The following is a 17,274-nucleotide window of genomic DNA, read 5'->3' as shown; positions in this document are numbered from 1 at the left end:
TCGGCCTCAGTTAGCTTTTTTATAATGACTCATGGAAAGTCCGATTAATAACGTCAAGCTGTTGTTCTTTAGTTAATTTAATAAAGTTTACCGCATAACCAGAAACACGAATGGTTAATTGTGGATACAGCTCAGGATGTTCCATTGCGTCGATTAAAGTTTCTCTATTAAAGACGTTAACGTTTAGATGATGTCCAGATTTGATGGCATAGCCATCTAATATAGAAACAAGGTTGCGAATCTGATTCTCTTCTTCTTTTCCTAGTGCTTTTGGTACAATGGAGAAAGTGTTGGAAATTCCATCCATTGCGTAGCTGTATGGAATTTTTGCAACAGATGATAAAGATGCCAAGGTTCCCTTTGTATCACGACCATGCATTGGATTAGCACCAGGAGCAAAAGGTTCTCCCGCACGGCGTCCATCAGGAGTGTTACCAGTTTTCTTTCCATAGACCACGTTTGAAGTAATTGTTAAAACAGATAAGGTATGAAGTGAATCGCGATAGGTTGCATGTTTGCGTAATTTCTTCATAAAGGTCTCAACAATTTCAACTGCTATACTATCCACGCGATCATCATTGTTTCCGTATTTAGGGAAATCCCCCTTAATTTCAAAGTCAACTGCAATCCCATTTTCATCACGGATTACTTTCACTTCACCATATTTAATGGCACTTAATGAGTCAGCGACTACACTCAAACCAGCAATTCCAGTTGCCATAGTACGAAGTATTTTTGTATCATGTAAAGCCATTTCAATGCGTTCATAGCTGTATTTATCATGCATATAGTGGATAACATTTAGGGTATTAATATACAAACCTGCTAACCATTCCATCATTTGGTCAAAGCGTTGCATAACTTCTTTATAGTCCAGTACTTCTGCTGTAATTGGCATATATTGTGGACCAACTTGAATTTTTAATTTTTCATCTACACCACCGTTAATTGAGTAAAGGAGAGCTTTAGCCAAATTTGCGCGAGCACCGAAGAATTGCATTTGCTTTCCAATTTCCATCGCGGATACACAGCAGGCTATTCCATAATCATCGCCGTATTCAGGGCGCATGATATCATCGTTTTCATATTGAATGGAGCTAGTTTTAATCGACATCTTTGCACAATATTTTTTAAAGTTTTCAGGTAGCTGCGGAGACCATAGAACGGTTAAATTGGGCTCTGGGGCTGGTCCTAAGTTATCTAGTGAATGTAGGAATCGGAAAGAGCTTTTAGTTACAAGAGAGCGACCGTCCTGTGCCATTCCTCCGATAGACTCTGTTACCCATGTAGGGTCACCGCTGAATAATTCATTATAATCGGGAGTACGGGCGAATTTCACTAAGCGAAGCTTCATAATAAAGTGATCAACGATTTCTTGTGCATCTTCCTCAGTGATTGTGCCATCCTGTAAATCTCTCTCGATGTATATATCTAAAAATGTTGAAACCCGTCCAAGACTCATTGCTGCACCGTTTTGCTCCTTAATAGCTGCAAGGTACCCAAGATATAGCCACTGGAATGCTTCTTGTGCGTTAACAGCAGGTAGAGACAGGTCGAAACCATAGCTAGTACCTAATTCCTTTAGTTCATGTAAGGCACGGATTTGCTCTGCAATTTCTTCACGGAGACGCATATTGTCTTCGTTCATTACCTTGCTTATATTTTTTTTATCTAGTTGTTTTTCCTGGATAAGGAAGTCAACACCATATAAAGCTACACGACGATAGTCACCTATGATACGTCCACGTCCGTATGCATCTGGAAGTCCAGTAATAATCGCTGCCTTTCGAGCAAGCATCATTTCATCAGTATAGGCATCGAAAACACCCTGATTGTGAGTTTTCCGATAATCTGTGAAGATTCTTTCAATTTCAGGATTCAAGTGATAACCGTATGCATCACATGCACTTTTAGCCATCCGAATACCGCCGAAGGGCTGTAAAGAACGATTAAATGGTTTGTCAGTTTGTACTCCCACTACTTTTTCGAGGTCTTCATTAAGGTAACCTGGCCCATGTGAAGTAATAGTAGAAACAGTTTCTGTGTCCATATCAAGGACACCGCCGTTTTCACGCTCTTGCTTTGTTAATTCCATTACCTGTTCCCAAAGGTTTTTTGTAGCTTCAGTTGCATCTGCTAAAAAAGAATCATTTCCTTCATAAGGCTTATAATTTCTAAGTATAAAATCTCTAACATTAACTTCTTTCGTCCAAGTACCTTTATCAAATCCTTGCCATTGTTCCATTATTTTTCACCTCTTCAATTTATAGAAAACATTAAACTGTTTTACTGTTTATATCTTACATTGAGTATAACAGTTTAAAAGTGATTAATGTCACCGGAAAAACGGATAAATGTTAAGATATTGTGAAGTCTGGATTTTCAGGGGTTTTCTGTGTTGTTTTTTGAACTTTTTATGAACGGATAAAGAGAAAAGTATAAACTGTACTATAAAAAAATAAGAAAAAATGACATCTGTTATACAAGAAGAATTCAATAATAACAACGTATGTATAGTGGAAACCTATGAAACAGAGCAACGGAAAAAAAGAAATAAGCAGGAGATTGTCTCCTGCTTTTAATCTACTACTATATAAGCAATCATTGGTCCATTATGAACTCTGTCCGGATGGATTTCACATATGAGACGATACGTTCCTTCTTTTTTAAACTCTAGGGGGACAATTGTATCTTCTCCTTTTTTTACTTTTCCTTTAATGGCAGTTCCTTCAATATAAAATGGGTGCTCCACACCGTTGATTCCACTAATAATTAAACGGACCTTTTCCCCTTTTTCTATTAATATTGTGCCAGGATCCCAACGGTATGCCTCTATTTCTTTTCCATCTTTCATTTTTGATTTGAATTCACCTGTTACCATATGGATTTCTCGGATATTCTTATCTGCTTTTTGATTAAAAACAGTAGTATCGCCTGCTTTTAACATCAACCAAGCAGAAATACTAGCTATTACGGTACCTAACGCTAAAAAAAAGAGCAGGGTCTCTTTCTTAAACACTACAAACTTCATTAATAAACGCCTCCTAAATTTGTCCTATTTAATACTTATGCATAATAGGTTAGAAAACTTGTCTTTTTTTTAAAACTTTTCATCTTGCTAAAGGCTAGGACAATAGGATGCGTACTATTGAATTACAGAGAAAACGGTTGAACCTAAGAGAAAATGTCTACAATGAAGAATAATAAATCATCTATACCAGAATATATTTCTTTGTTTTTACAGTTGAAAAGTTTATATTTAAGTCAGGAAAAAAATAATAGGTGGTCATATTGTTGGGAATGAAGAAAGAAAAGATAGTTAAAATAATTAAATTTATCTTTCCGCTATTATTATTAATTTTTGCAATTATAGAAATGAAAAGGTTTACTGGAGATTTGAATGTCGAACTACTGAAGAACGAAATCAATCAGTTAAATATATGGGTCTTATTGCTGATTTTAATGATCACATTTATAGCTGTTTTACCTATGTTGCTTTACGACGTTATACTTGTACGGATTTTAAAGTTAAAGGTAGTTAGTAGGGAACTGCTAGAACAATCCTTTATTGCAAATTCATTTTCAAATTTAATAGGATTCGGTGGTCTAGTAGGGGCCATGCTTAGAACATATTTTTTTCATAAACTTGAACAAGATAAACGCAAACTTCTTGGTGTGATTGCATCAGTTTCACTTTTTTATTTAACAGGTATATCTGTGCTCGCATGGATTGTAACCATTGGCTTTCGTCATTTTCCATTGTTTGTTGATACTAAATGGCTATATTTTGCAGTATTAGGTGTTGGTTTGTACCTACCTATTTTCTTTAGTGTACACATGATAAAGTCCAGGAAGGAGTCAGTGATTACTGCTAAGGTAGGTATAGAACTGGTCATTGTTTCGGTCATAGAATGGTTGGCTGTGTTTGTAGCCATTTTATTATTGAGCCGGTTATTAGGGATTCCTGTAGCCACAAAAGATTTGTTTCCGGTCTATATTGTGGCCGCTTGTGCAGGTATTATTAGTATGATTCCTGGGGGATTAGGTTCCTTTGATTTGATATTTCTATGGGGGATGCAGGAGTTACACGTTCCGGATGAGAAGGTACTAGTATTGTTGTTATTTTACCGATTGGGCTATTACTTTGTACCATTTTTTATTAGCCTTGTTTTTTTTGTAAAGCTTTATTGGGAAAGATGGAATCAATCATGGAATCAACTTCCGAAAGCGATTATTCAAGGGTTAAGTCACGTGATATTAACGATGCTGGTTTTTCTATCTGGCTTAATTCTTCTTTTGTCTGCGAGTGTTCCGGGAATTATGTCAAGACTTAAGATTGCTCAGGAGTTATTATCATTCCCAATAATAAATGTATCCCATCAATTATCAGTTGCTGCTGGTTTTTTGTTATTAGGTTTGTCTCGCGGTATTGAATACAGTGTGAAAAGAGCATATGAGTTAACGATGCTTGCTTTAATACTTGCTGCTTTATTCTCCATATTTAAAGGGATAGATTATGAAGAAGCTACTTTTTTAATCATAGTAGCGCTTTTACTTAGAATTTCTAAGGGGCAGTTCTACCGTGAAAGTTATGTTTTAACATGGGGGAAAACAATTTTTGATGTTACGGTGATACTAGTGATCACTTCAATGTATATTTTAATCGGTTATTTAAATTTACCAATCTCGAAATTAACCATACCTGATAAATTTCTGCCATATGTAATCTTGGATTATCGTGATTTGTTTACTAGTGCAATTATTGGACTTGTGATTGCAATGATGATTTTATTTACAGGTTATTTAATTAGCTTGCCAAAGAAATGGAAGCTAGAGAAATCAATCGATCATGAAAAGGAAATTTATAATCATTTAAAAAAATATCATGGAAAGGTTTTATCTCATCTTATTTTTTTACATGATAAATATATCTTTTGGAACAGCAAGAAAAATGTGTTAATTCCTTTTCAGAAGTATGCTGATAAATTAGTCATTCTCGGTGATCCTATCGGTGAACAAAGTGAAATTTCTAATGCAATTGAGGAATTTCAAGAAATAGCCGATCTTTATGGTTTTACTCCTGTTTTCTATCAAGTTAGTGATGAAATGCTCCCATATTTACAGGGACATGGCTTTGCGTTTTTTAAACTTGGAGAAGAGGCCTTTGTAGACCTAAAAACATTCTCACTATTTGGTAGCAAGCAGAAAGGGTTAAGAGTATTAAAAAACAAATTCAATCGAGAAAGTTTTGTTTTTGAACTTATTAAGCCACCATACTCTAACGAATTTATTGAAGAATTACGCGAGGTCTCGAATGAGTGGCTTCAAGGTAGAAGAGAGAAAGGTTTTTCTCTAGGTTTTTTTGATGAAGAGTATCTAGATAAAGCACCAATTGCAATAGTTAGAGATGAAGAAAAGAAGATTCTCGGCTTCATGAGTCTTATGTATGTATACGATAATAAACAAACCATCTCTGTAGACCTAATGAGATTTAGACCTAACTCACCAGCTGGAATGATTGATTTTCTCTTTTTATCATTAATTGATTGGGCTAAGGAACAAGGATATGAGAAATTTAATATGGGGATGGCCCCTTTGGCTAATGTTGGTTTATCTCGATTTGCTTTTTTAAGTGAGAAGATTGCTGCGCAATTATTCTTACATGGTCACTTTATTTATCAATTTCAAGGTCTACGACAATTTAAACAGAAATATACAAATATTTGGGAACCAAAATATCTTGCTTACAGAAGAAAATCTTCATTACCGATTATTATGGCCCAAATAACATTATTGATTTCCAAAAAAAGGGCATAGCTTCAAACCGGTTGCAATTACGCAGCCGGTTTTTCTTTTTATTTAGGCTGTGTTAAAGAACATTGTTGATCTTTATACTCTGTTGATTGGAGCGGAAGGCGCGAAGACTCCTGTGGGAGTACGGTTCAGGGGAGACCCCGCAGGCGTGAGCGCCGAGGAGGCTCGCCGAAACGCCCACGAACCGCTCGCGCCTGGAGCGGAAATCAACAGACAAGTTTAACACAGCCTTTATTCATAATAATTTGAAATCCTTCCAATTCATAACATTTTCTTGGAAAACTATTTATTTATTCAAATTATCTGTTAAAATCAAATAGGGATTAAATGTAATAGTAAGGGTGTAATAATGAAAAAAATTTATTCGTACCTCATAATAATTGTTTTACTCCTATTTTCCTATCAATCCAATGTCTTCGCAATGGATACGCAGGAGCAATTGGACTTGAAAAGTGAAGGAGCTGTTTTATTAGATACTGAAACGAATGCTGTTCTCTATGCGAAAAATCCTAATGAAAGAATGTACCCTGCTAGCCTTACAAAAATTGCAACAGCAATCTATGCTATTGATAAAGGAAATTTAGACAGCCTTGTTACGGTGAGTGCAAATGCAGTTAGACAGGATGGTACGAGGGTTTATTTAGTTGAAGGGGAACAAGTGCCTTTAAAAAAGCTTATTCAAGGAATGCTAGTTAATTCAGGAAACGATGCAGCTGTCGCGATCGCAGAGTTTTTGGATGGCAGTGTAGAAAAATTTTCTGAGAACTTGAACGAATACCTTAAAACAAAAATTGGTGTTACTAATACTCACTTCACTAATCCTAATGGATTGCATGATGATAATCATTTTACAACAGCAATGGACTTGGCATTAATGACAAATTACGCTATGAAAAATCCTATCTTCGCCGAAATCTTCGGGACCAAAGTACTCGATTGGCAGGGTCAATCTTGGAACACAAAAATATTAACCCATCATCGTATGCTCAAAGGAGAGCTGCCGTATCCTGGAATTTCAGGAGGGAAGACAGGGTATACAACCGAAGCAAAACAAACGTTGGCAACGACCGCAGATAATGGAACTTTAAAGTTAACTGCTGTTGTACTTAAATCGAATTTAAAAAACGATAAATATCATGATACCGCTACATTGTTTGATTACGGTTTTAAAGGATATCAGCATGAAATGCTTAAGCAAGGGGAAATTTTTAAGGTAGATAATAAGGAATTTTACTCTGAAAATGATATTCTGATCACAGAGAACATTAGTGGGAATGTAAAGAAGATAAATAATGAAGGGCTACTTTCTATTGAGAATAATAATGGTCAGGTGATTCAATCGGTCCAATTAACATTAAAAGAACCTCCTAAGCCCAAAAAAGCACCTGTAATAAGTAAGAAGGTGAACAAAAAAGAATCACCGCTAATACTTGTTAATACGTTAATTGGTATACTAATTATTCTGTGTACGGCGACTTTAATTGGAATGCGAAGACGCAAGGTATTTACTAGAAACTTTTAAAAATTATAAAAAAGCCATGGAGGGTACAGAACCTTCCATGGCTATTTTTGTGTAATTGTTGTGAGTAACAAGAAAAAAAAGGAGATAAAAACCATGGTTGCAACTAAAAACCAGGCTAAATTCATATTACCAGATTCCATTGCAATATATATTGCAGTAGGTGCTGTTTGAGTTTTTCCAGGGATATTTCCGGCAAACATAAAGGTAGCACCGAACTCCCCTAGTGCTCGTGCAAAACTTAGAATTAATCCTGCAAATATTGATTTAATAGATAATGGGAGAGTGATATATAAAAACACTTTTATTTCGCCAGCACCGTCTACCCTTGCTGCTTCTTCAATTCCTCTATCTACTGCTTGAAAACCGATTTTGACTGTTTGATACATTAATGGAAAGGCAACAACGGTTGATGCAATTACTGCTGCCGTTGGGGTGAAAATAATGGGATAAGCAAATACTTCTTCTAAAATTATTCCAAATGGACTATTTATTCCAAATAGGTATATTAGTAAGAACCCAATAACAGTAGGTGGCAAGACAATCGGAAGAAGAAGGAAAGTTTCGAGTAGAATTTTGCCCTTGAATTGCTTTCTTGCAAATAATCTGCCAAGTAAAATACCGAGGAAAAATACTATAGTTACTGAAATGGCTGCTACTTTTATAGATAACACTATGGGTGTCCAAAATTCATCATGAAACAAAGTCATCAATCCAATACTGTAAAACCATATTTTTTGAAAATTTCTTTAGCCGTGTTGCTTTGTAAATATTCATAGAAGTGGATGGCGGCATCTTTCTTTTTAGATGCATGAATTACCCCTGTAGAGTAAATGATTGGCTCATGGAAGCCTTCCTCTGAAATGGCTATTACTTTTACCTTTTTTGATATACTTACATCCGTCATATAAACTATACCCGCATCAACGCTGCGCGTTTCGACATAAGTCAATACTTGTCTAACATCTTTTGTCTGGATTAATTTTGGCTGCAATGCTTCCCAAACCTGATATTTTTTTAAAGCTTGCTTAGCATACATGCCTGCTGGTACAGATTCTGGAGTACCGATAGCTACTTTATGTATTTCATTATTATCAAGGTCTTCAAACTTTTTTATCGGTACTTTATTGTTTTTATTAGTTATTAAGACTAACTGATTACTAAGTAAATCCATATGTTCTTTTGAGTCTATTAAATCCTTCCTCGTTAATGCATCAAACTGATCCTTAGAAGCGGAGATAAAAACATCAACAGGAGCTCCCTGAATAATTTGTTGTTGTAAGGCTCCAGAACCACCTAAATTGAAAAGTGGGATAATTTGTTTGTTTTCTTTTTGAAACTCAGTTTTTATTTCCATCAATGCATCTTTTAGGCTTGCTGCAGCAGAAATCGTAATTTCTACCTGATTTATTTTACTCTTCTTCTCAGTAGTATCAGTGGATGAACATGCTGAAACGAGAAAAATAAAGAAAAACATCAACCAAGGGATTATTTTTTTGTACATTCAATACGTCCTCTCAATAACAATCACATATTCCACATTATTATAGCTAAATGTAGTGGAATGTTAAAGATGAGAATATAAAAAACTGCCTAGGCAGTTTTCGTTATGACTATTTTTCTCTGCAAGCGGTCAGAATTCATGGGCAATCATTTTCATAATGAAGTGGACGGGCATTAAAGGAGGATGGGGAGTCGATTTGATCTTTGTCATCGACAAAACTTCTAGTTCCGACAAAATCACTTTTATCTCCAAAATTTTGTCCGTAGCCTTGATTTTTCTTATCGGAATTATGCCATTCGGCCAAAAGGTTTTGACCAATATTTACGGCAGAGGCATTTTCGAAGGAATTAATTTTAATCATAAATATATTAATATTTATATACGGAACTGGTGCCGGCATTTATATCTCCTCCTTTTCCTTGTTTATTAATATATGTCTTTCGTGTCCGTTTATGAAGGAAGAGTAATATCTGGATTAAATTATAAATATCGTTAGTAAGATAATAGTAATGAATGAATATCCTCTATTGTGTAAAACACGAAGTAGGAGGTGGGATTAGATGGACATGGATAAATTAAAGCAATGGATGGAAGTAGCCAAAAATATGAATGGAGGAGATTTTTGGAACAATATATTTGATCAGGACTTTGCTAAGCAATTTATGAATGAGCAGCCTTATACTGCGCCAAATTCGAGTACGGCAAAACAATCTGGAAGGGAAGAAAAAAATACACCCCCATTCCCCGCTATCGATATATTGGAAGGTGAAAGTGAAGTCCTGGTGGTGATTGAGGTTCCTGGAATGAAAAAAGAAAATCTTGAACTTGGCCTGAACGGAAATTCCTTAACGATTAAAGGAAAGGCCATATTAAACCATACTGATTTGAAGCTTACCTATTCAGAAAGGTTTTATGGAGATTTTCAAAGACAAATTAGGTTGCCTGATACGGTTAGTCCTAATCAATTGAGTGCTAAATTTTGGAATGGATTATTATTTGTTAGTTATCAACGAATCATTGAAAAAGGAGAAAGCATTCCAATTGATTAGGTAGTGCTGAATGTGATTTCTGAGATAAATCTCAATTTTAGATCGTCCTTTTAATAGTGGACATGTTAGACTAAATTTCCCATATATATAATAGTAAGGTAAAAAATAAGGGAGCGTTTGTGAGCATGTCATTAAAAGATTTATTCCTAATCTTTAATAAAAGTGATTATGAAAAGGATTTAAAGAAAAAATTGACTTCCTTAGAATTAAACATAGAGGAATTAAAGAAGTCGCTACAAACCCTCCAACAACAATCTCCCCATGAAGAGACAGGCAAAACAAAAGATCCGCCAATTATCATTGAGAAGATAAATATTGAAAAGATTATTTTAGATAAATACGAACTAAATAATAATTTTGGCCAACTGGGAATTAAAGAACTTAAAGGGAAATTAAATATTGGAGCAACTTATGGAAGTGAATACCAACCTAATTTTGAAGAAGAAGGGCAAGGGGAGCAACAACAAAAGAATAATTTAAAAAGTACCCCTTCCCAAAAAGGTCCTAAAATAAATTTCCAATCAAATAAAAAAGAGGCTGACTCATAAGGGGTCTGACCCCACAGGAAAAACAATATCTAGACTAGATCAATCTAAGTTTTAACTAGATATTGAATCGTGGGGTCTGACCTCTTTGCTTTTGAGTCAGCCTCATTTGAAAATGTGTTATTGAAGTCTGCTTTCCACCTGTTGACATACTTCATCAGCGGACATCCCGTTTGCATCAATAACTGCACCTTTTGTAACTGTATCTTGCATTCCCATCACGTTTGAATCGAGACCAGTTACAACGCAGCAATCGCAGTTTTGTGCATCTGATTCCTGCTTAAGTTCAACTACATCGTAGCCTTTTTCGCGTAGTGCTTGTTGAATATTTGTAAGAGATTGTTCTACTCCAACTTTTGCCATACAAAACACCTCCTCCTGTAGATTATCATGCCTAAGTTTACCGTAAATATTCGGTATAAGTAGCAATAATCTTCCAAAAGCTATTAGGGGAGGTGTAATGATGGGTAAACGGAGTAAAAAGAAAGCTGATCCTTCGACAATTGGACTTAATTCACCCCAAGTAGAGGGACAAGGTACAACAACTACCGAAACGGGATCAAGAGCTGAGCCTTCTTCACGAAGAAAACAAAAACAAATGTAAGGTTAAAAAGAAAGAGGCTGTCCTAACTTTGCAACTAGGTCAGCCTCTTATAGTTTATTTATACATTTCTGCTACTTGCTTTTGAACCTCATCATTTTCTAAGTATTCATCGTAGGACATTTGTTTATCTACTAATCCTTTAGGTGTTAATTCAAAGATCCGATTTGCAACTGTCTGAATGAATTGATGATCGTGTGATGAAAAGATCAATGAGCCCTTAAAATTAATTAAACCATTATTGAGTGCCGTAATAGATTCTAAGTCCAAGTGGTTCGTTGGCTCGTCTAGAAGTAGAACGTTGGCACCATTTAACATCATTTTTGAGAGCATACAACGAACTTTTTCTCCTCCGGAAAGAACGCTAGCTTTCTTTAATACTTCTTCTCCGGAAAATAACATTCTTCCTAAGAATCCGCGTAAGAAGCTTTCACTTTCGTCTTTTGGAGAGAATTGGCGTAACCAGTCTACTAAATTAAGCTCGGAGTTTTCAAAGTACTCGGAGTTATCTTTAGGGAAATATGCTTGTGAAGTGGTAATTCCCCATTTAAAGGTACCGCTGTCTGGTTCCATTTCACCCATTAAAATTTTGAAAAGTATGGTTTTCGCAATTTCGTTTGTTCCTACAAGAGCAATTTTATCGTTCTTATTCATAAAGAAACTAATATTATCAAGCACTTTTACGCCATCAATCGTTTTTGTTAATCCCTCAACTCTTAGTAAATCGTTCCCGATTTCACGGTCCGGTGTAAATCCAACAAATGGATAACGGCGAGAGGAGGGCCTAATGTCATCGAGTGTTATTTTATCCAGTAGCTTCTTACGAGAAGTAGCCTGTTTGGATTTCGATGCATTTGCACTAAACCGGGCAATAAAGGCTTGCAGTTCCTTTATTTTTTCTTCTTTCTTTTTGTTTGCGTCCGAGGTTAATCTTGATGCTAATTGGCTTGATTCATACCAAAAATCGTAGTTACCCACATAAATTTGGATTTTCCCATAGTCCAAGTCAGCAATATGGGTACAAACTTTATTCAGGAAGTGACGGTCATGGGATACAACAATAACTGTATTTTCAAAGTTAATTAAGAATTCCTCTAGCCATTGAATCGCTTTAATATCCAAGTGGTTAGTAGGCTCGTCCAGAAGCAAAACATCTGGTCTGCCAAACAATGCTTGTGCAAGTAGAACCTTTACTTTTTCAGAACCAGTTAATTCAGCCATCGTCTTATAGTGAAGGTCTTCACCAATTCCAAGGCCCTTTAAGAGGATTGCTGCTTCAGGTTCAGCTTCCCATCCGTTTAATTCAGCAAATTCACCCTCAAGTTCAGCAGCTTTCATGCCATCCTCATCAGTGAAGTTTTCTTTCATATAGATCGCGTCTTTTTCCTGCATAACTTCGTAAAGTCTTGAATGACCCATGATTACCGTTTTTAAGACTTCAAATTCCTCATATTCAAAATGGTTTTGTTTTAACACAGTCATTCGTTCATTTGGTCCAAGTTGAACAGTTCCCGTTTGTGATTCAATTTCTCCAGAAAGAATCTTTAAAAACGTGGACTTACCTGCACCGTTTGCACCGATTAGACCATAGCAATTACCAGGTGTGAACTTAATGTTCACATCATCAAATAATTTCCGGTCACCATATCTTAAACCTACATTACTTACTGTAATCATATTTAATATCCTCCAAAACAAAATATCTTCTAATTATATCACTAAAGCAGTCGAAGAGCGAATTCTTTCATTAGGATTGGTAGTAAGAAAATTTTTCTAAAAATTTTTTTCATTTTCACACTTTATTCATAATTTTGTTGTAGAATTGGATTAAGAAGTTTTAAAGAAGGTGAGAAGTATGGCGAAAAAACAGCTTACTGAACTCGTAAATAAATTAAAAAAAGCTGGAATAAAAGCGAGCTTAACTAAACCTAAGTCCAATTATCTTTTAACTTTGCAGCAAATTAAAAAATATCCTTCATCTGTGAATTAGTGAATTAAATAGGAAAAATTGGTAATGAAAAGCGATTAATCCTAAGGACTAACCGCTTTTTTTATTTATAAGCAAACCATTTTGGACTAATCTAGCTTATCCATAATTGTTTCATATACTTCTTTTTTATTAAAGTCATTTCCCATAGGAAACTTTGCTATAAAGTTATTGTCTTGATTGACTAGGTACGTAAAGGTGGAATGTACGAATTGTCCATTTCCAGGGTCTTTGTATTGAAATTGCAAGGCATCTGTTACCTTTTGAATTTGCTCTTGGTCTTTTTTAATATTTTGTTTGTTTACCGTTAAAAATTTCCAGTTTTTATCGTTGTTTATTCCAAAGCCTTGCATGTACTCTTGTAATATCTCGGGTGTGTCACGGTACGGGTCAATGGTAATGGTGAGGAACTCAATCTCCTTGCCATAAACCCCACTCTTCTCTAAATCTTTCTTTAATGCAACCATCTTTTGTGTGGTGGTAGGACATATATCTGGACAATGGGTGTAGATAAATTCAATTAATTTCAATTTAGTATGATCCTTACCAAAATTATATGTAGTACCATTTTGATTGATCAAACTTACTTCTGCGGGTATTTCCGCATTTGCGTCTCTAATGAGAAAGAAGGAGATTCCCCCTGCAATTCCCAAAAATATTGCTAGACCGCAAATGAGATAGATTTTTTTCATAACGATCCCTCCTAACAATAAGATAATGAAGTTCTCAAAAAAAAGATATGGATATTTTGTGAACAAAAGTTTATGCCTTCAAAAGAATAATCAATTATACTTTAATAGTAATAGAGAGTATGTATTGGTTCGGCAAAAAGTATAATTGGATTTTAAATCTTAGAGGATAGGTGTTTGTTATGGTAAAACAAGCGTTTAAATTTACTTTACAGATGGTGATACTGATTGTCATATACGAGCTGGGGAATCTTATAGTAAGATTTTTTAAGATGCCTATTCCGGGGAATGTTATTGGGATTGTTCTTCTTTTCCTTTTTCTTTTGATGGGTATTATTAAAGTGGACCACATAGAAACAGCAGCTGGCTGGCTATTAAAACACCTTGGGTTCTTTTTTATCCCCATTTCAGTTGGATTAATGACCTTAGGGAATACCTTAGTTAATAAGGCGTTACCACTCATGTTTATACTGATTGTCAGTGCATTTATAGGGCTTTTGTCGGCGGGTAAAGCGACGCAAGCAGTAATAATAAAAAATGAAAAGGATAAAGTGAGCCATCATGATCACGCTATATAATATTATCCTAACTGTTTCTGTCTATTATTTAGCAAGAGTCATTTCAAAAAAATATTCCACTCCGTTAACTAGTCCTGTTTTTTTAAGTACAGTCATTATTATTGGATTATTAGTTGCATCTAATCTGTCCTATGAAGAGTATATTCCTGCGAAAAACTTCTTAACTTTTTTCCTGGGCCCAGCAACAGTTGCACTTGCTTTACCCATTTATAAAAATCGTCATCTGTTCACAAAATATTTTACTGCAGCTTGTGTGGGTCTAATTATCGGGACAGTTACAACGATTACCTCTGCTATTATACTAGCTCATTGGTTTGATTTATCGGAGATGTTTATTCGAGGGTTAACCGTTAAATCTGTTACCGTTCCAGTTGCTACCGAAATTGGGAAAATCATAAAAGGCAATGTTTCACTAATTGCAGCTTTTGTTATTATAACAGGAATGATTGGAGCCATGTTTGGTGCAAAACTCTTAGATTGGTTTAAAATAAATCATCCGTTTGCTCGAGGATTGTCAATTGGAACCATTGCCCATGGAATAGGAACAGCAGAGGCGGTGAAAGAAGGGGAGATACAGGGAGCTGTGTCAGGTGCTGCAATGGGAATCGCAGCGGTATTAACCTCTCTAATCATTCCGTATATTATTAATTTCATCAGTTGAATATCTGAATTGACAAATAATTGAATATTATTGTATAATTTATAAGAATTTTAATTTTTTCTAAAGGGAGTATGTTTTATGTTAGGTGTCGTTCTTAACTAATCCAATCAATTGGATACACTCATTCTATAATAGCCAGTATAACCTTTTATTTGAGAGCCAATAAAGGTTTATTTAGGTGTAGTTATGGAGTGAAGTTAAGAACAATGGGCAAACATACGCATACATTCTTCAACCAATGTAGCCTGTGTACACTCGTGTAGACAGTTTTTATTTTGGTTAAATTTGGGTATGGAAAATTGAACGTATTTATCGTTTTATTTAGCCGCAATGACATTGTTCATTGCGGCTATTTTTATTATTAGGAGGTTATACAATTGAATCAACATACTTTTCAAGTATTACAATTTGAAGAAATTAAAGAAGCCATTTCAACCTTTGCGTTAACAAAAGAGGGAAAAACAAAAATTAGGTGCATGACACCATCGACCAATCAAAAGCAAATTGAAGCATGGCTAGACGAAGTTTCAGAAGCGGTTGAAATTATAAAAAAGAGTGCTAGTGTTCCTGTCCATGGGTTAGAGGGGATGGAACAGTTACTAAATAACATGAACAAGGGGGTTGCATTACGAGCAGATCAGCTAGTGAAGCTTTACGATTTTTTAGATTGCTGTGGGAAAATGAGAAGATATATGAAGGATAAGGAGTATTACGCTCCAAGAGTGTCTGCTTATGTAGATGCGATCGATGAATTACCTGAACTCGCAAGTGAGATTATTCGCTGCATCCGCAATGGAAGGGTGGATGATTACGCAAGTAAAGAATTATTAAAGATTAGAAAACAAATTGCCATTCAAGAAGAGCGTTTGAAAGAAAAGACACTGCAGCTAATCCGATCAAATAAATATAAATCTTTTCTACAGGAAAATGTGGTTAGTCAGAGGAATGGAAGATATGTCATTCCCATAAAAAAAGAATATCGAAATAAATTAAAGGGTACCGTGCTGGATACATCCGCATCAGGTTCCACTCTTTTTATTGAGCCCGAGGAGATTGCCGTTTATCAGGATCAATTAACGTGGTTAGTAGAGGATGAAGAGGTAGAGGTACAAAAAGTTCTTAGTTATTTAACCGGGTTGGTGGAAGAAAAGGAGCAACAAATTCTAAGTGCCATTGAGACCATGGTGCATTATGATTTTTTGTTCGCTAAAGCTAAGTATTGTCGCTCTATAAATGGAACAAAAGTAGGGGTCAATCAATCAGATGAAATTGAATTAATTCAAGCAAAACATCCTCTTTTAGGTGAAAAGGCTGTCCCGTTGTCGTTTAAAATGGGTAATGGGCAACATGCATTAGTTATTACTGGACCAAACACAGGAGGAAAAACAGTAACAATAAAAACTGTAGGCCTTTTGACGATTATGGTCCAATGTGGTCTTCATATACCAGCGGCTAAAGAGAGCAATCTTTGCCTCTTTGAACGGATTTTAGTTGATATAGGTGATGGGCAAAGCATTGCTGAAAATTTAAGTACGTTTAGTTCAAGAATTGTAAATATTATTGATATTTTAAAGGAAACAAACAATCGGACATTGGTCTTATTAGATGAACTGGGTTCGGGGACAGATCCAGGAGAAGGTATGGGGCTTGCTACAGCCATATTAGAAACCTTATACGAAAAAGGGGCAGTGCTTCTGGCAACTACTCATTATAGTGAAATAAAGGATTTTGCTGACACGCATGAAGGATTTTTAAATGGATCGATGGAATTTGATTTAGCAACGTTAAGCCCAACTTACCGGTTAATTATCGGGCGAGGGGGCGAGAGTCAGGCGTTTGCCATTGCATTAAAACTTGGCATCCATCCAAAAATAATCGAGAGAGCACATTTCGTTACCTACAAGGAAGCAAAAGAATATACAACGGAAATTACAGATACGTGGAGATTGAAAGAGATAGAAAAACAGGTAATTATTAATAAACATCGTAATGAAAAAAACGCTTCAAAAACAGAGACGAAAGTACAACAGTACCAACAAGGTGATAATGTAAAGATTTCCCCTTCTAATGAATTCGGCATAATTTATAAGGGTCCAGATCAATTTGGAAATTATATAGTCCAAGTGAAAGGGGAAAAAATGTCAATCAACCATAAAAGAATTGGTTTGTATATTCCTGCAAGAGAGCTTTATCCGGAAGATTATGATTTTGATATTATTTTTCAATCAAAGGAAAATAGAAAGAAAAGTAAAATAATCAGTAAAGGTCATGAAGAAAATCTAACAATTGACTATACAGAATAAAAAAACGTCAGCTAGGAGTAAATT

General features: G+C 35.4%; 17 protein-coding genes. 9 read left to right on the top strand and 8 right to left on the bottom strand.

Translation table 11 applies throughout. The annotated features are described in order from the left end of the window. Positions 1–19 precede the first annotated feature (19 nt). Entirely contained in the window at positions 20–2,245 is a 2,226-nt protein-coding gene (pflB, locus tag AC3A54_RS00545) for a formate C-acetyltransferase (RefSeq protein ID WP_487653001.1), read from the bottom strand. A gap of 333 nt (positions 2,246–2,578) precedes the next feature. Continuing rightward, entirely contained in the window at positions 2,579–3,031 is a 453-nt protein-coding gene (locus AC3A54_RS00540; RefSeq protein WP_335549109.1) for a cupredoxin domain-containing protein, read from the bottom strand. A 269-nt stretch (positions 3,032–3,300) separates the two neighbouring features. Between AC3A54_RS00540 and mprF the strand changes: the two genes are divergently transcribed. Beyond that, positions 3,301–5,817, top strand: a complete 2,517-nt coding sequence (mprF, locus tag AC3A54_RS00535; protein WP_487653470.1) for a bifunctional lysylphosphatidylglycerol flippase/synthetase MprF — start codon at positions 3,301–3,303, stop codon at positions 5,815–5,817. A 346-nt stretch (positions 5,818–6,163) separates the two neighbouring features. Further along, positions 6,164–7,336: a D-alanyl-D-alanine carboxypeptidase family protein gene (locus tag AC3A54_RS00530; protein ID WP_487653000.1), complete on the top strand. Its 1,173-nt coding sequence runs from the start codon at positions 6,164–6,166 to the stop codon at positions 7,334–7,336. Between the two features lie 41 nt (positions 7,337–7,377). On the opposite strand, the gene modB is transcribed toward AC3A54_RS00530, so the two are convergent. The 3 genes from modB to AC3A54_RS00515 form a co-directional block, all read right to left on the bottom strand. Then, the gene (modB, locus tag AC3A54_RS00525; RefSeq protein ID WP_487652999.1) at positions 7,378–8,043 is read right to left on the bottom strand and encodes a molybdate ABC transporter permease subunit; all 666 of its coding nucleotides are present in this window, start codon (positions 8,041–8,043) and stop codon (positions 7,378–7,380) included. Continuing rightward, positions 8,043–8,837, bottom strand: coding sequence for a molybdate ABC transporter substrate-binding protein (gene modA / locus AC3A54_RS00520; protein ID WP_487652998.1), 795 nt, complete (start codon positions 8,835–8,837; stop codon positions 8,043–8,045). The genes modB and modA overlap by 1 nt, the downstream gene beginning before the upstream one ends. Before the next feature lie 136 nt (positions 8,838–8,973). After that, entirely contained in the window at positions 8,974–9,237 is a 264-nt protein-coding gene (locus tag AC3A54_RS00515; protein ID WP_335548272.1) for a hypothetical protein, read from the bottom strand. A 160-nt stretch (positions 9,238–9,397) separates the two neighbouring features. Between AC3A54_RS00515 and AC3A54_RS00510 the strand changes: the two genes are divergently transcribed. After that, positions 9,398–9,886: an Hsp20/alpha crystallin family protein gene (locus AC3A54_RS00510; protein WP_335548273.1), complete on the top strand. Its 489-nt coding sequence runs from the start codon at positions 9,398–9,400 to the stop codon at positions 9,884–9,886. A 125-nt stretch (positions 9,887–10,011) separates the two neighbouring features. Beyond that, entirely contained in the window at positions 10,012–10,434 is a 423-nt protein-coding gene (locus tag AC3A54_RS00505; RefSeq protein WP_487652997.1) for a hypothetical protein, read from the top strand. A gap of 117 nt (positions 10,435–10,551) precedes the next feature. On the opposite strand, the gene AC3A54_RS00500 is transcribed toward AC3A54_RS00505, so the two are convergent. Then, on the bottom strand, positions 10,552–10,794 hold the full coding sequence (locus AC3A54_RS00500; protein WP_308083584.1) for a YkuS family protein: 243 nt from the start codon (positions 10,792–10,794) through the stop codon (positions 10,552–10,554). Between the two features lie 100 nt (positions 10,795–10,894). Between AC3A54_RS00500 and AC3A54_RS00495 the strand changes: the two genes are divergently transcribed. Next, positions 10,895–11,035, top strand: a complete 141-nt coding sequence (locus AC3A54_RS00495) for a YuzL family protein (RefSeq protein WP_308084151.1) — start codon at positions 10,895–10,897, stop codon at positions 11,033–11,035. A 54-nt stretch (positions 11,036–11,089) separates the two neighbouring features. Here AC3A54_RS00495 and AC3A54_RS00490 read toward each other — a convergent pair whose 3' ends face one another. Next, the gene (locus tag AC3A54_RS00490) at positions 11,090–12,709 is read right to left on the bottom strand and encodes an ABC-F family ATP-binding cassette domain-containing protein (RefSeq protein WP_487652996.1); all 1,620 of its coding nucleotides are present in this window, start codon (positions 12,707–12,709) and stop codon (positions 11,090–11,092) included. 178 nt (positions 12,710–12,887) lie between these two features. Here AC3A54_RS00490 and AC3A54_RS00485 point away from each other — a divergent pair, with 178 nt between their 5' ends. Next, entirely contained in the window at positions 12,888–13,022 is a 135-nt protein-coding gene (locus AC3A54_RS00485; protein WP_308083586.1) for a hypothetical protein, read from the top strand. Between the two features lie 86 nt (positions 13,023–13,108). Here AC3A54_RS00485 and AC3A54_RS00480 read toward each other — a convergent pair whose 3' ends face one another. Then, the gene (locus AC3A54_RS00480; protein ID WP_487652995.1) at positions 13,109–13,711 is read right to left on the bottom strand and encodes an SCO family protein; all 603 of its coding nucleotides are present in this window, start codon (positions 13,709–13,711) and stop codon (positions 13,109–13,111) included. 179 nt (positions 13,712–13,890) lie between these two features. On the opposite strand from AC3A54_RS00480, the gene AC3A54_RS00475 reads away from it, so the two are divergent. The 3 genes from AC3A54_RS00475 (at position 13,891) to AC3A54_RS00465 (ending at position 17,250) form a co-directional block, all read left to right on the top strand. Further along, a complete protein-coding gene (locus AC3A54_RS00475; protein WP_335549319.1) occupies positions 13,891–14,286 on the top strand; it encodes a CidA/LrgA family protein in 396 nt (131 codons plus the stop codon). Continuing rightward, positions 14,270–14,947 carry an LrgB family protein gene (locus AC3A54_RS00470; protein ID WP_335549320.1) on the top strand — a complete coding sequence of 226 codons (678 nt, stop codon included), beginning with the start codon at positions 14,270–14,272 and terminating at the stop codon, positions 14,945–14,947. Before AC3A54_RS00475 ends, AC3A54_RS00470 begins: the two co-directional genes overlap by 17 nt. Positions 14,948–15,324: 377 nt before the next feature. Continuing rightward, on the top strand, positions 15,325–17,250 hold the full coding sequence (locus tag AC3A54_RS00465; protein WP_487652994.1) for an endonuclease MutS2: 1,926 nt from the start codon (positions 15,325–15,327) through the stop codon (positions 17,248–17,250). The last annotated feature ends 24 nt before the right edge of the window (positions 17,251–17,274 follow it).

The sequence above is a fragment of the Neobacillus sp. Soil_C_43 genome, assembly GCF_057656715.1.
The sequence above is the reverse complement of the archived record's forward strand: the minus strand, read 5'-3'. Positions and strand labels throughout refer to the sequence as shown.